At 41.3% G+C, this 14,698-nt stretch carries 12 protein-coding genes and 1 riboswitch; of the genes, 5 read left to right on the top strand and 7 right to left on the bottom strand.

Annotation, left to right across the window (positions count from 1 at the left end):
- Window positions 1–10: 10 nt before the first annotated feature.
- Genes rsxD through rsxA form a run of 4 tightly spaced genes read right to left on the bottom strand, consistent with a single transcriptional unit; the run spans window position 11 to window position 4,792 of the window.
- Window positions 11–1,057: an electron transport complex subunit RsxD gene (gene rsxD, locus Q7657_RS19015; protein ID WP_053986953.1), complete on the bottom strand. Its 1,047-nt coding sequence runs from the start codon at window positions 1,055–1,057 to the stop codon at window positions 11–13.
- A 2-nt stretch (window positions 1,058–1,059) separates the two neighbouring features.
- Window positions 1,060–3,624 carry an electron transport complex subunit RsxC gene (gene rsxC, locus Q7657_RS19010; RefSeq protein WP_107165388.1) on the bottom strand — a complete coding sequence of 855 codons (2,565 nt, stop codon included), beginning with the start codon at window positions 3,622–3,624 and terminating at the stop codon, window positions 1,060–1,062.
- 2 nt (window positions 3,625–3,626) lie between these two features.
- Window positions 3,627–4,211, bottom strand: a complete 585-nt coding sequence (rsxB, locus tag Q7657_RS19005) for an electron transport complex subunit RsxB (RefSeq protein ID WP_053986951.1) — start codon at window positions 4,209–4,211, stop codon at window positions 3,627–3,629.
- On the bottom strand, window positions 4,211–4,792 hold the full coding sequence (gene rsxA, locus Q7657_RS19000; RefSeq protein WP_008987552.1) for an electron transport complex subunit RsxA: 582 nt from the start codon (window positions 4,790–4,792) through the stop codon (window positions 4,211–4,213). The genes rsxB and rsxA overlap by 1 nt, the downstream gene beginning before the upstream one ends.
- A gap of 404 nt (window positions 4,793–5,196) precedes the next feature.
- Here rsxA and pepE point away from each other — a divergent pair, with 404 nt between their 5' ends.
- The 4 genes from pepE (at window position 5,197) to Q7657_RS18980 (ending at window position 11,341) form a co-directional block, all read left to right on the top strand.
- Window positions 5,197–5,934 (top strand): dipeptidase PepE, encoded by a 738-nt coding sequence (gene pepE, locus Q7657_RS18995; protein ID WP_107165387.1) that lies wholly within the window; start codon window positions 5,197–5,199, stop codon window positions 5,932–5,934.
- Window positions 5,935–7,103: 1,169 nt separating this feature from the next.
- Window positions 7,104–9,131: an excinuclease ABC subunit UvrB gene (gene uvrB, locus Q7657_RS18990; protein WP_107165386.1), complete on the top strand. Its 2,028-nt coding sequence runs from the start codon at window positions 7,104–7,106 to the stop codon at window positions 9,129–9,131.
- Window positions 9,132–9,526: 395 nt separating this feature from the next.
- Entirely contained in the window at window positions 9,527–10,981 is a 1,455-nt protein-coding gene (gene luxO / locus Q7657_RS18985) for a quorum-sensing sigma-54 dependent transcriptional regulator LuxO (protein ID WP_181319800.1), read from the top strand.
- Complete coding sequence (locus tag Q7657_RS18980; RefSeq protein WP_053986947.1) at window positions 10,982–11,341, top strand: Hpt domain-containing protein; 360 nt, start codon at window positions 10,982–10,984, stop codon at window positions 11,339–11,341.
- On the opposite strand, the gene yvcK is transcribed toward Q7657_RS18980, so the two are convergent.
- The 3 genes from yvcK to Q7657_RS18965 form a co-directional block, all read right to left on the bottom strand.
- Window positions 11,303–12,199, bottom strand: coding sequence for a uridine diphosphate-N-acetylglucosamine-binding protein YvcK (yvcK, locus tag Q7657_RS18975; RefSeq protein ID WP_053987175.1), 897 nt, complete (start codon window positions 12,197–12,199; stop codon window positions 11,303–11,305). The genes Q7657_RS18980 and yvcK overlap by 39 nt on opposite strands.
- A 105-nt stretch (window positions 12,200–12,304) precedes the next feature.
- Window positions 12,305–12,880 carry an LON peptidase substrate-binding domain-containing protein gene (locus tag Q7657_RS18970; RefSeq protein WP_053986946.1) on the bottom strand — a complete coding sequence of 192 codons (576 nt, stop codon included), beginning with the start codon at window positions 12,878–12,880 and terminating at the stop codon, window positions 12,305–12,307.
- A 215-nt stretch (window positions 12,881–13,095) separates the two neighbouring features.
- Window positions 13,096–13,323 (bottom strand): hypothetical protein, encoded by a 228-nt coding sequence (locus Q7657_RS18965; RefSeq protein WP_053986945.1) that lies wholly within the window; start codon window positions 13,321–13,323, stop codon window positions 13,096–13,098.
- Window positions 13,324–13,508: 185 nt separating this feature from the next.
- A riboswitch (molybdenum cofactor riboswitch) is annotated at window positions 13,509–13,678 on the top strand.
- Here Q7657_RS18965 and moaA point away from each other — a divergent pair.
- Window positions 13,652–14,656, top strand: coding sequence for a GTP 3',8-cyclase MoaA (moaA, locus tag Q7657_RS18960; RefSeq protein WP_181319798.1), 1,005 nt, complete (start codon window positions 13,652–13,654; stop codon window positions 14,654–14,656). It overlaps the preceding riboswitch by 27 nt.
- Window positions 14,657–14,698: the final 42 nt, after the last annotated feature.

The following is a 14,698-nucleotide window of genomic DNA, read 5'->3' as shown; positions in this document are numbered from 1 at the left end:
GCTCTCTTAATTAGTGCCCGTAAGTACGAGGACGGGTGTAGTAATCAATGAGTGGTACACACAAGTTACCAAGAAGAACGGCAAAAGCCACACCATCAGGGAAACCACCCCAAGTACGGATCAAGTAAATCATGATACCGATAAAGGCACCAAAAATTAGGCGACCTTTTACTGTTGTCGATGCTGTTACAGGATCGGTAGCAATGAAGAATGCACCTAACATGGTTGCACCAGAGAATAGATGGAACAGTGGTGAACCTGTTGTATCAGGATGCACTAGGTATACAAGGCTGCTGATCACAAACAGTGACGTTAGCATTGCAACTGGAATATGCCATTGAATAACACGTAGTTTCAGTAGGATTAAGCCACCAAGCAGGAAGCCCATGTTTACCCATTCCCAACCAATACCCGCAATCGCGCCATAAACAGGTTTTGCCATCGTCTCAGCAGTGGTAAAGCCAGTATGTAACGAAGTTTTTAAGGTATCTAATGGGGTCGCCATAGTGTAACCATCAACAGACATTTTTAGTTGAGGTACGCTAAAACCATCTTGGGTAAAGCCTGTGAAAATCGCAGAAATGCTATCCATGAAGTTTGCAGGCTGTGCGCTTAATGATGCTGGTGGTAACCAGGTAGTCATTTGTACTGGAAATGAAATTAGCAGTACAACGTAAGCAATCATCGCGGGGTTAAAGAGGTTTTGACCGATACCGCCATAAAGATGTTTTGCAATAACGATCGCAAAGAACACACCAATAACAGTTAGCCACCAAGGGGCGAGTGGTGGAATAGACAAACCAATTAAAACACCAGTTAATAGCGCAGTGTTATCACGCAAGTAAGGCACAATTGGACGTTTACGCAGTTTTAAAACAAGCGCTTCAAAAATGATTGCTGAAATAGATGCTAGCAAGATCTGGATCAGAGTACCGAAACCAAAGAAGTAGCATTGAGCAATAACGCCAAATACCGAGCACAAAATAACCGTGCGCATAATAGCGCTGGTGCTACGGCGGTTATGGTCATGGGGTGAACTGGCAATGTTAAACGCCACGATTAATCTTCCTCAATGTTTTGTTGTTCTTTAGTGGCCTGTTGTGCTGCTTTTCTGGCCTTAGCACGTGCAACTGCAGCAGCTACTGCGGCTTTCTTCGGATCGACAGCTTCAGTTTCAGTGGCAGGCTCAGATGTCACTTCTGATTGCGCTTCAGCTTGTTGTGCGGCTTTTCTTGCTTTAGCACGAGCAACGGCAGCAGCAACTGCGGCTTTCTTCGGATCGACAGCTTCAGTTTCAGTGGCAGGCTCAGATGTTGATTCTGATTGCGCTTCAGCCTGTTGTGCTGCTTTTCTAGCTTTAGCGCGAGCAACGGCAGCAGCAACAGCGGCTTTCTTCGGATCGACTGCTTCAGTTTCAGCAACTGGTTCAGGTGTTACTTCTGATTGTACTTCAGCCTGTTGTGCTGCTTTTCTAGCTTTAGCGCGTGCAACGGCAGCAGCAACAGCAGCTTTCTTCGGATCGACAGCTTTAGTTTCAGCGGCAGGCTCTGATGTCACTTCTGATTGCGCTTCAGCCTGTTGTGCTGCTTTTCTAGCTTTAGCGCGCGCAACGGCTGCGGCAACAGCAGCTTTCTTCGGATCGACTGCTTCAGTTTCAGCAACTGGTTCAGGTGTCGTTTCTGATTGTGCTTGTTGCGCTTCTTTTTTAGCTTTCGCACGAGCGACAGCGGCAGCAATCGCAGCTTTCTTAGGGTCAACCTCTACATTTTCAACAACGGTTTGATCTACAGAAGCTGTTTGCTCATTAGCTTGTTGTGCCTTTTTCGCTTTAGCTCGGGCAATAGCAGCAGCGACAGCATCTTTTTTGCTGTCATTGCTTGAAGTGGAAGCTGTAGTTTCTAATGCTTCTTTTTCAGCCTTGCGCTCACGAGCTTGGCGTTTTCGCTCTTCACGTAATTTCGCCATTTCACTGTTATCTGGCAGGCTTTCTGATGTAGCACCTTGTGCTGAAGCGGCTTGTTTGGCTTTGGCTGCTGCAATCGCTGCGGCAACAGCAGGTTTTACTTCAGGCTTATCGCTTTGAGCTGCGGCTTGTTTTGCTTTTACACGTGCAATGGCAGCAGCAACAGCATCATCACCACCTGTTTTTGCCATTTCTTCACGACGAGTTTCAGCGGCTTTTTTAAAGCGGTTTTCACGTTCCGTTTTATCACGATCCATACGTGCTTGTTTAGCTTCAAAGCGTTGACGAGCACGTTCTGCATTGATTTCATCTTGACTACGAGCCCAGATCTCTGCTTTGGCTTGGCGGTAATATTGCACCAGTGGAATTTCACTTGGGCAAACATACGCACACGCGCCACACTCAATACAGTCCTGTAGGTTGTACTCTTCGCATTTTTCGTAGTTCTGATCTTTGGCGTACCACTGGAGTTGTTGTGGCAGTAATGATGATGGACAAACATCAGCACAAGCTGAGCAACGAATACATGCCATCTCGTAAGTGTGTAGCGGTAGCTCTTTACGTTTTGGCGCCAAAATACAGTTGGTCATTTTGGTGATAGGCACATTGGAATGGGGCAGGGTAAATCCCATTAATGAGCCACCTACGATCACACGAGGATGTTTCTTATCAGCTTTGTAACCGAATTTATCCAATAGATAAGCAATTGGTGTCCCAAGCATGGCAAAAACATTACCACGCTCTTTGAATGCTTCACCTGTCAGCGTAACTACACGTTCAATTAATGGTTCACCATCAATGATTGCACGCTTGATAGCGAATGCAGTCCCGACGTTTTGCATGATCACGCCAACGGAGGTTGAACGAGACTGACTTGGTACTTCTCGACCAGTTAAGATCTTCACAAGTTGCTTAGAGCTACCAGAAGGGTATTTCGTTGGTACTACACGGATCAGAATGTTGTCGTCTTCTTTTACGTGTTGCTCTAGTGCTTGAATGGCTTCTGGTTTGTTGTCTTCAATACCAATGATGGTCAGTTTTGGTGAAATGATGTGGCGAAGAATACGCACACCTTCAACCACTTCTTCTGCGTAATCACGCATTAAGCGATCATCTGCCGTGATGTAAGGCTCACACTCGGCAGCGTTAATAATTAAAATATCAACGTTACCCAAACCACCTTGCAGCTTACGTGCAGTAGGGAAGCCCGCACCGCCAAGACCTGCAATACCACTTAAACGGATCGCATCGATCAACTCTGCAGGATCGCGATCTTCATAATCTGCGTATGTAGTTTTATCGCACCATGTATCTTGTTGATCTGGGGCGATCACAATACATAAGTCGCTTAAACCTGATGGGTGAGCGGTAGTACGTTGTTCAATCGCAGTGATCGTGCCTGATGTTGGTGCGTGTACAGGAACACACATGGCAATATCGCCTTGTGTTAAAGGTTGTCCTTTTTGTACGGTGTCACCAACTGCAACGATAATGTCGCCTTTTGAGCCGATATGTTGTTTTAGCGGTAAAACAAGTTCTTGTGGGATGCCAGCATTAACGATAGGTGATTTATTCGATAAATCTTTATTTTCGGCTGGGTGGATACCACCGTGGAAATCCCACAATTTACCTTGTTTTATTTGTTCAATGATAGATAGCATGACTACGACTCTACCTTTTCTGTGTTCGGTGTTGCACTGACATTCACGACAGGGATACGGTTTAGTTGCCATTTCCAGTTATCAGGGGTTTCCTCTACTGGAATCATCTCTATACAGTCAGTAGGGCAGGGAGAGACGCAAAGATCACAACCTGTACATTCGTCTTTGATAACGGTGTGCATGGATTTGGTGCCACCGACAATGGCATCGACGGGACATGCTTGAATACATTTAGTACAACCAATACACATGTCTTCGTGAATGAAGGCGACTTTCTTTACGCTTTTCTCTGCATCGGGAGCAGAATCTGGAACATCAACCCCCATTAAGTCAGCTAGCTTTTCAATCGTAACTTGACCGCCTGGAGGGCACTTGTTGATCACATCGCCATTGGCTATCGCTTCAGCATAAGGGCGACACCCTGGGTAACCACATTGACCACATTGGGTTTGTGGCAAAATAGCATCGATTTGTTCAACGATAGGATCGGCTTCCACTTTAAATTTAACGGAAGCAAAACCTAGAATAATACCGAAGATTGCAGCAAGAATAGCAACGGCAATGACTGCGATAAGGATCCCGCTCATTACAATTTCACCAATCCAGTAAAGCCCATAAAGGCAAGAGACATGAGACCTGCGGTGATCATTGCAATCGATGCACCTTTAAATGGCTCTGGCACATCGGCAGCGGCAATGCGCTCACGCATAGAGGCAAATAAAACAAGCACAAGCGAGAAACCAACCGCTGCACCAAAACCGTAAATGACAGATTCGATGAAGTTATGGCGCTCATTGATATTGAGTAAGGCAACACCAAGCACTGCACAGTTTGTGGTGATCAGTGGTAGGAAAATACCTAATAAGCGATAAAGCGTTGGGCTTGTTTTATGTACGACCATTTCAGTGAATTGCACCACAACGGCAATAACCAGAATAAAGCTAAGTGTGCGTAAGTACTGAATCCCAAGCGGATCCAAGATGTAAGTTTCAACAAGGTAGGCGCACACAGAAGCAAGCGTTAACACAAAGGTTGTCGCTAAGCCCATTCCGATAGCAGTTTCTAACTTTTTAGATACGCCCATAAAAGGACATAAGCCTAAAAATTTAACCAGTACAAAGTTGTTAACTAACACTGTACCGATGAGTAGTAGGAGGTATTCAGTCATACCGGCTTCATTATTGTTGCAAGAGATCTCGACATTATCTGATTTTGTCGCCGTTATAACAACTCCTGTGGTGTAGGGTTTTAGCGATAATTGCTTTTTTCGTAAACTTCGCAGGTGAAATATAAGTTTTAATTATATTTATTATCTTAATATCACGTTTTTGTTCAGATGTTACTCATTTTACTGTTATCTGTTTGATCTTGGTATGTTTCGATCTTGTATTGATGTTGTTTTTATACGGTGTGTTTTTATAAGTTATTGAGTTGATTGTTTACGGGTAGAGTTAAGATTTCGGAAAATGTGATTGATTAGCTTGTAAAGGAAGCCTAAACCTCGTTTTATATCCGGGCACTGCTGAGCATCATTTTGATGTAGGCCTAACCGAATAAAATAGGATGTAGATGATGGATATTTTATTGCTGAGTAATGGCAAAATCGCTGGCAACACAGATGTTATGGAATTTGCAGGCGATGCAATTGTTGAACAAGTAAAACGTACAGGCGCTAAGCATTTTTTGGTTATTCCATACGCTGTTATTCGCTCTAGTCATGATGATCGTGTTGCTATGGTACAAGCAACCTTTGATCGTTTAGGGCTTGATTGTGTTGCAACAGGGATCCATCAGGCTGCAGATCCGGTCAAAGCGATTGAACAAGCTGAAGGTATTATTGTTAGTGGTGGTAATACTTGGGTTCTTAATAAGAAATTACACGATTTAGGTTTGGTTGGACCATTAAGAAAAGCAGTGTTAGCGGAAGGTGTGCCTTATATTGGTTGGAGCGCAGGTACAAACATTGCGTGCCCAACAATCAGAACGACGAATGATATGCCGATTGTGACAAGTGCTGTGTTAACGTCATTGAACTTTGTGCCGTTCCAAATAAACCCACATTATCTAGAAGCGTCTGTTGAAGGTCATATGGGTGAAACCCGTGATGAACGTATTCAAGAGTTTTTAGAAGTAAACCAACACGAGCCAGTGATGGGGATCCCTGAAGGGACATGGCTACAACTTCTTGATGGACAATTAAGTTACCATACCGCGAATGGTAAGCCATTAAAGTTATTCCGTTACGGTGAAACGCCTGTTTATTTTGAGGCTGAGCAAGATATCCAATTTATGATGGAAATTAGTTGTTAATCCCCCCACTAATTCTTCTTGCCGAAAGCCAGCATAATGCTGGCTTTTTGTTGGCTGTAAGTAAGGAGTAGGATCTCACAATTAGGAATAAACTTAGCTAATACCCACTCTATTGCGTATTAAATAATTGTTGATTTTTACAATCTTAGTAAACACGTGATGTTAGCTTAGTTATCCACAAAAACTGTGGATAACTGTGTTGATTTAAGTTTGTAAACTTTATAGTGCGAGATATATGTATAAGAAACTTGATTCATCAATTAATCAAGTTAGGAATAAAAGTGCACTAATATCAATAATTATTATTGAGTTAAATAATATTTATACAGGGATTTGAAAGTGATAAGGGTGAAAATGTCGATTGTTTGAGACTGTGTTTAATTTCTAAGCAGATATTGAATAAGCTGTGGATGTAAACAATTTGGATTTGATGTTTTCATTTGGTTAAAAAAACGAAAACCATATGTGTTATTGCGGGTGAATAATACGTCGATCAACTTTATTGGTCAATTGATCTCAGGTGGTTTTTCATAAGATTTTCGTTTTTTGGATAATAAGTTCATAAAAAGAGATAAAAAAACGCTGATTTTTTTTAACATCCATCCCTATTGTGAAATTGTTCAATTGTAGTTAGTCACGTTAATTTTCTTATATATTATATGTTTACCTGTATTTATACAGTGTTTTTATACTTGAGTTTCTGAATTTCAGAACCAATTATAAGTCTGGCTTATTTATCTCTTGTTTATATTCATGTGGTGACTTTTACCTCTTCAATTCTTCGCATTATCATGCTGCCAACATTAAGTACCTGGATTCGAGTCAGGTATTTAAACTTAATCATTAAGATAAAGGTACTTAATGCTCTACACGTCAAATTTAGCTTAACGTCATGCTTAGAATTTAAGTTAGCTAGTAACAATATAATGTTGTTTTTCGCTTCAATATTAGTTAGTTAAGACCCAAAGGGGGCTGTTGGCCAGCAAGGTTAATAGTTGTGGTCTCTACATTGTGAGTGATGTTTGGTGTTCAAACTCACGATGTGGTTAAACTAATATTGAAGCTATTTTTTTATCTGTCATTTAGCTTCTTTCACTATCATTTCTGTTATTGACATTACAAAGCGTCTATCCACAATGTAAACAGTTATTTATTGTTGGATATGAACTATGAGCGATCTTTTTTCTCTCGCTTCTGAATATTCTCCCTCCGGTGATCAACCGACAGCGATTGAACAGCTGGTAGATGGACTTGATTCAGGGCTTGCACATCAAACATTACTTGGGGTTACTGGCTCGGGGAAAACATTTACCGTGGCTAATGTTATCGCTCAAGCTAACCGACCAACATTAATCCTAGCACCCAATAAAACCTTGGCTGCGCAATTATATGGTGAGATGAAAGAGTTCTTTCCTAATAATGCGGTTGAGTATTTTGTTTCTTATTATGATTATTACCAACCTGAAGCGTATGTACCGACCACCGATACTTTTATTGAAAAAGATGCTTCGGTGAATGCGCATATTGAACAGATGCGACTTTCTGCGACTAAAGCCTTAATGGAGCGTCGTGACGTCATTATTATTGCATCGGTATCCGCGATTTATGGTTTAGGTGATCCTGATTCTTATCTAAAAATGATGCTGCATGTTCGTCGTGGTGATTTCTTAGATCAGCGAGACATTCTGCGTCGCTTGGCTGAATTGCAATACACACGTAATGATGTGGCATTTGAGCGTGGTACATTTCGTGTTCGCGGTGAAGTGATTGATATCTTCCCCGCAGAATCAGAAAAAGAAGCGATTCGTTTAGAGCTTTTTGATGATGAAGTGGAATGTATTTCTTCTTTTGATCCGTTAACGGGAGCCGTGATCCAACGTGATCTCCCTAGAACGACCATTTATCCTAAAACCCACTACGTGACACCTCGTGAGAAAATTCTAGAGGCAATAGAAGGGATCAAAAAAGAGCTTGATGTGCGTAAAGAGCAGTTCATTGCCAATAACAAGTTGGTTGAAGAGCAGCGTATTAGCCAACGAACTCAATTTGATATCGAGATGATGAACGAGCTGGGCTTTTGCTCTGGTATCGAGAACTATTCACGTTACCTCAGTGGTCGAGCTGAGGGTGAGCCGCCACCAACTTTATTTGACTACTTGCCTGCTGATGGCTTGCTGATCATCGATGAATCTCACGTTACAGTTTCGCAAATTGGAGCCATGTACCGTGGTGACCGCTCACGTAAAGAAAACTTAGTGGAATACGGTTTTCGTTTACCATCAGCACTTGATAACCGCCCTATGAAATTTGAAGAGTTTGAGTCTTTAGCCCCCCAAACGATTTATGTTTCTGCAACGCCAGGTAATTATGAGCTAGAGAAGTCCAGTAACGATATCGCTGAGCAGGTTGTACGTCCTACAGGGTTGCTTGATCCTGAAATTGAAGTGCGTCCTGTCGCAACACAGGTTGATGATTTGCTCTCGGAAATTCATATTCGAGAAGCGAAAAATGAACGTGTGTTAGTGACGACTTTAACTAAACGCATGGCAGAAGACTTAACGGAATATCTAACTGAGCATGGTGTCAAAGTGCGTTATTTGCACTCTGATATTGATACAGTTGAACGGGTTGAGATCATACGTGATTTACGTTTAGGCGAGTTTGATGTGTTAGTGGGCATTAACTTATTACGAGAAGGCTTAGATATGCCTGAAGTGTCGTTAGTGGCAATTTTAGATGCAGATAAAGAAGGCTTCTTACGTTCTGAGCGTTCTTTGATCCAGACTATTGGACGTGCGGCTCGAAATATTGAAGGTAAAGCCATTCTGTATGGGGATCGTATTACTGGCTCAATGGAACGTGCAATTAATGAAACACAGCGTCGTCGTGAGAAACAAACAGAATACAACCTTAAACATGGCATTATTCCTCAGAAACTGAATAAGAAAATCGGTGATATTCTGGAATTAGGTGGCACTAACCCTCGTGCGAAGTCACGCAATAGAGCCGCTGAACTTCATAAAGTCGCTGAAACGAAAGGCACTTATTCAACCCTGACTCCGCAACAATTAGAGTCACAAATTCAGGCTCTAGAAAAGCAAATGTATGATTTTGCACAGAACCTTGAATTTGAACAAGCCGCAGAAACCCGCGATAAGATCCAAAAGCTACGTGAGCAGTTTATTGCTAACAGTTAGTGCTTTCCTTGGCTGTTTTCACTGTTTGTGTTGAGTGGAAATTAAGGCAAAAAAAAAGCCAACCGAGAAAGGAGTTTCGGTTGGCGTCATTGTTTTAGTGAAAAAATCCACAAACAACGTCAGTTGGCTAGGTTGACTCTAAATTTTAGAGTCGATTTATATAAAGCAGATAGTGTGCCAACTTTTTTTATCTTCATTTTTTTTATAAATCCGCATTTTTACTGTCTTTGACTAGCACTTATTTGTTTGCGCTAATGCACAATAAAAAACAGTTTTTCGCAAAATGCGAATCAATTTGCAATTCAATATGCGATTATAGAAAAAAGAGAAATCTATACCCCATAATTTTTTCTATTGATTACAATTAGTTTAAGGGGCTTATTTTGGGAGGAGCAATGGAAAGCAAAATACAGCAACGCCAAGTCTTAATGGTTGAAGATACAGCGTCGGTTGCTGCCTTGTACAAATCTTACTTAAATCCCCTTGGACTTAATGTAAGCATCGTAGGTACAGGGAAAGAAGCGCTGAGCTTTATTCAAGATATTATTCCCGATCTGATTTTATTAGATTTACGTTTGCCCGACATGACTGGTATGGAGGTGCTTGAGCGAGTAAGAAAAAATCATGGCAATGTTCCTGTTGTGATCATGACAGCCCATGGTTCAATTGATATTGCGGTTGAAGCCATACGTTATGGCGCACAAGATTTTTTAATCAAACCCTGTGAAGCGGACCGACTTCGTATCACAGTCAATAAAGTCCTAAAGGCTGAAAATAAATCTCATACAAGTAATCAGTCGAAGCAATCTGAAGGGGCGCAGTACCAAGGCTTTATTGGTAATAGTTTACCGATGCAGGCTGTTTACCGTGTGATTGAATCGGCAGCTTCAAGTAAAGCTACCGTTTTCATTACGGGAGAAAGTGGTACGGGTAAAGAAGTCTGTGCTGAAGCCATCCATGCAGCTAGTCCTCGTCACGATAAACCTTTTATTGCACTTAACTGTGCAGCGATTCCTAAAGATTTGATTGAAAGTGAATTGTTTGGCCACGTAAAAGGCGCGTTTACTGGTGCATCAACTGAGCGCCAAGGTGCGGTAGAAATGGCACATAACGGCACCTTGATGCTGGATGAGCTGTGCGAAATGGATCTTGATCTGCAAAGTAAGCTGTTACGATTTATTCAAACAGGTACTTATCAGAAAGTTGGATCGTCTAAAATAAGTAGTGTAGATGTACGCTTTGTGTGTGCAACAAACCGTAATCCTTGGGAAGAAGTCCAAGAAGGACGCTTTCGAGAAGATTTGTATTATCGTCTTCATGTTATTCCAATTTCATTACCGCCATTAAGAGAGCGTGGTGGCGATATTATTGAAATTGCCCATGCACTATTGGGATTAATGTCGTTAGAAGAAGGAAAAAGTTTTAGTCGTTTTTCAGAGCCTGTTCTACGTCTATTTGAGTCCTACTCTTGGCCGGGTAACGTCCGTGAACTACAAAACGTGATACGTAATATTGTGGTTTTAAATTCGGGTGATGAAGTAAAACTCGAAATGGTACCTCCACCGATCAATGCAATTAACGGTGTAGAATTTGCATCTCATTCTAGAGTAATACCTGATAAAGGACGCGAAAAAAGCGTCGCTGATGCATCAATTTATTCGCATGATCATCAGAAAAATAAAATAGAGCCGCTCTGGGTAGTAGAAAAAAGAGCGATACAATGGGCAATTGACGCTTGTGATGGCAATATTCCAAGAGCTGCGGGATTATTAGAAGTAAGCCCGTCAACGATTTATCGCAAATTACAGGCTTGGCAAGAGAACAACGCCAGTGGTAGGGAGATGGATTAAATGGCAACAACGATAAATTCTGAAACGATTAAGCGCCTTGCAGATGAAGTCGGTGAAGATACTGTGTCTTTATTACTAAACGTATTTAGTGATGAACTAGAGCAGTATTCAAAACAACTATCTAATCATCCGTCAGTTGATCAAATTGGTGAAATTAGTCATGCGATCAAAAGTAGTGCTGCCAGTTTTGGTGCCGATGATTTAGCGTTGATGGCACAGGAATGCGAGTATCGTGTCAAACAAGGTCAAGATGATTGGATGATTGACCATTTGCCTGAGTTTAGGCAAATGGTCGAAGGTATGATTGTGGAGTATAAGCAGTTAGCGGGAAATAATGAGCTTATCAACCGCATGCTTTAGCTTATCGCGATCATGTCGCCATTCATGATTATTGGATGCAAGATCTTCGATTTGTAGATGAAACCTTTGCTCTAATTCAGGGTGAGGCTTATCCGTTAAAATCGTATCAATCTTGCGTCCATTCATTGCGCGCTCACACCAGTGCAGCATAGTTTCAAGTGACATTTTTCCTGCAGGTCCATGCTCTTTATCTAGGTTGGTGATAAAGGTGATCTGGGCATCACATTTTTTCAGGGCTAATCCTAAATCACGTAACAGCAAAACGGGCATCACGCTGGTTAAGAAGCTACCAGGACCAAGTAAAATTAGATCTGCTTCGTTAATCGCTTGGATTGCTTCCTTTGTCGCAGGTACGGCAGGTTCTAAAAATAAACGTTTTGGAATTTCTTGCAGCTCATCGACACTTGTTTCGCCGCTAATGATTTCACCGCTATGAGTAAATGCAGCAAGATCAGAAGGATGCTCAGACATTGGGATGATCTGAGTTTCAACGTTAAGCATATCTCGGATCAGGTTGATCGCTTCTAATGGTCGAATACACAGATTATCTAACGCTGTAAGCATTAAGTTACCAAGGTTGTGACCATCTAACTCGCCATTCCCTTTAAAACGGTATTCAAAGATCATTGAACCTACAGAGGGTTCTGTTATTAACTGATTAATACAGTTACGCATATCACCCCAGGCGATACCACCTTGGCAAGCGCGAATGCGTCCGGTGGAGCCTCCGTTATCTGTAGTTGTAACAATGCCAGTTACTTGTGAGCCGTAACTAGAAAGGGAAGAGAGGATACGCCCTAGTCCGTGTCCTCCTCCAATAGCTACAATTTTTTTATTGGATTTATCAGCTTTAAGCATAAAGTTGGCTTTTATTATATTTTTGATGAGCAGCCAGACTATCAAATAATGTACATTGTTGCATTTGTTGCTGTGTAAATTATACGTAATATCACAAAAATGCTTTTAGTGACTGGTTTTGATCATACTCATTAAATAATCGTAAGTGTTTAAACAGGTGGGCTTATTTAATAATTGTTGTTTATCGATTGCTGGTAAAGGCAATATTTCCAACCATCGCTGACATAACCAACTTAAATTATCGAAGTCTTTACGTTTATATAGGTCATCGAGATCTGGAAATTTCTCGAACATCTTTTTTAGACGTATGGCTAAGAGGCGTTGTTCATTATTGATTTCAATGGCTTTCCAGCGAGGTAAAGAGGTCGTTTTCCCCCAGAATACGCCATCGGTGGTTTGCTCTATGGACTGAATTTTAAAATTGTTCTGCCCCGACACAGTAAGCTTCAACAATTGGGTATTGGGATCTTGATCAAAGTCATCAATAGTGACGCGGGTACCTATATGAAAAAGATGTTGCGCTTCTTTCTTATCGCTGTACATACAAATACCTAAACCGTTTTTTGAAGCAAGCGCAGCTTTTAGGGTAGGTACTTGATCTACAGGTGAAATATAGATTTGCATTCGCCCAGAAGGAAGTATATGACGTTTTTGGAAAAGCAAAGGAAGCATCTTGGTCATAATGAACTCCATCGTTAAACGTGCGATGTCTAGTTTTATATACAATGCAATTCTAGTGCCGACTAAAAAGTGATAACTTGAAAATGTTTTTCTTTAAAACTGCGCAATTAGAGCAAGGTTGAATCAGTTTTGTGGGGATGAATGCAAATTGCTCCTTATCTCATTCTATTTGTCGCAATTTGCAAATCATGTATTGAAAAACGCAATGGTAGGCCTTATTTCTGACGTTCAATAATAGACAGTGCAATATCTGTTGGCAGTAGCTCTAAATGACCTAATTCATCGAAATACCATCCTTTAATTAGCCCTTTATCACGCATATCAATAAATCCATTAATCACCTCTTGGGCAGCTGTTTGTGCTGAAGCTGCATCAATGCCATCCTCACGTTGGAGATAGAGTGCAATATCTTCGATGGAGGCTGATTCCATGATATTTGCCATAATAACCCTCACTTTTATCGGTAAATTAGTGGTTAAATTATTAACTAGTATTGTCGTGATCCGGCTCGAAAGGTAGAATACGACGGGATTTTTTCTGTAATTTGTTAAATACGGAAAATGTCCGATACTTTTATATTAAGAAATGCTGTTGTGTAATATTCTCTCAAGGATTGATTTGCTTTGCATAACTGCCATAACTCCGAGCATTTATCACTAAGTTGCTAAGTGGTATTGAACGATTATATATACGTTCAAAAGTTGATAGGTGATTAATGCCAGTGACGATTTGTCACCAGGGTTGGTTTAGAAATGAATTGGCCTCCCGTATTTGGAAAGGTGTTCCGTGGCGAAACAATTAGAAGATAGTTTCCATCGTAAGTTTTACTACTTGCGACTTTCTGTTACAGATGTTTGTAACTTCAAATGTACCTATTGCCTACCTGACGGCTACCATCCGACAGAGAAGAAGAAAGCTTCTTTTTTGAGCTTGGATGAGATCCATCGGGTCGCGTCAGCGTTCGCTGAATGTGGCACTAATAAGATCCGTATTACCGGTGGTGAGCCAAGCTTACGTCGTGATTTTACAGATATTATTAAGACGGTTGCTGATATTCCTGGGATCAATAAAGTTGCTACGACAACTAATGGTTATCGTATGGCTAAGCACGTTCATGAATGGCGTGAGGCTGGTTTAACCAACATTAATGTGAGTGTTGATAGCTTAGATCCTAAAATGTTCTACCAAATTACGGGTGAGAATATGTTCCATCAGGTGATGGAAGGGATTGATGCAGCGTTTGATGCAGGTTTTGAGCAGGTAAAAATCAACACGGTACTCCTCAAAGATTTAAACTCGCAAGAACTACCTAAATTCCTAGAATGGATTAAGACTCGTCCTATTCAAATGCGTTTTATTGAATTAATGCAAACAGGCGAGATGGATAGTTTATTCCAAAATCATCACCTATCAGGTGTGAGCATTCGTAATCATTTGATCGCCAATGGTTGGTTACTGAAAGTAAAAGGTAGCAACGATGGCCCAGCACAAGTTTTCTGTCACCCTGATTATATGGGCGAAATTGGCTTGATCATGCCTTACGAAAAGAATTTCTGCCAAAGCTGTAACCGTTTACGTGTTTCTGCAAAAGGTAAGCTACACCTGTGTTTATTTGGTGAGCAAGGTGTCGATTTACGTGATTTGCTGGCGCGTGATGATCAAAAAGCTGAACTGATCGCACGTATTCAAGCAGGGCTTAATGAAAAAGCAGTAAGCCATTTCTTGGATGAAGGCAAAACAGGTATGACACCTAACTTAGCCTCTATTGGGGGTTAACACCCTCTATTTTCCCTTATTTTAGTCAGCATGGTGAGTCAT

This window comes from Candidatus Photobacterium acropomis (assembly GCF_030685555.1).
GTDB classification, from domain to species: Bacteria; Pseudomonadota; Gammaproteobacteria; order Enterobacterales; family Vibrionaceae; genus Photobacterium; species Photobacterium lucens.
The sequence above is the reverse complement of the archived record's forward strand: the minus strand, read 5'-3'. Positions and strand labels throughout refer to the sequence as shown.

Coding starts and splice junctions, on each gene's coding strand:
- rsxC (WP_107165388.1), bottom strand. CDS start 3,624: ATGCTATCTATCATTGAACAAATAAAACAAGGTAAATTGTGGGATTTC.
- rsxB (WP_053986951.1), bottom strand. CDS start 4,211: ATGAGCGGGATCCTTATCGCAGTCATTGCCGTTGCTATTCTTGCTGCA.
- rsxA (WP_008987552.1), bottom strand. CDS start 4,792: ATGACTGAATACCTCCTACTACTCATCGGTACAGTGTTAGTTAACAAC.
- pepE (WP_107165387.1), top strand. CDS start 5,197: ATGGATATTTTATTGCTGAGTAATGGCAAAATCGCTGGCAACACAGAT.
- uvrB (WP_107165386.1), top strand. CDS start 7,104: ATGAGCGATCTTTTTTCTCTCGCTTCTGAATATTCTCCCTCCGGTGAT.
- luxO (WP_181319800.1), top strand. CDS start 9,527: ATGGAAAGCAAAATACAGCAACGCCAAGTCTTAATGGTTGAAGATACA.
- Q7657_RS18980 (WP_053986947.1), top strand. CDS start 10,982: ATGGCAACAACGATAAATTCTGAAACGATTAAGCGCCTTGCAGATGAA.
- yvcK (WP_053987175.1), bottom strand. CDS start 12,199: ATGCTTAAAGCTGATAAATCCAATAAAAAAATTGTAGCTATTGGAGGA.
- Q7657_RS18970 (WP_053986946.1), bottom strand. CDS start 12,880: ATGACCAAGATGCTTCCTTTGCTTTTCCAAAAACGTCATATACTTCCT.
- Q7657_RS18965 (WP_053986945.1), bottom strand. CDS start 13,323: ATGGCAAATATCATGGAATCAGCCTCCATCGAAGATATTGCACTCTAT.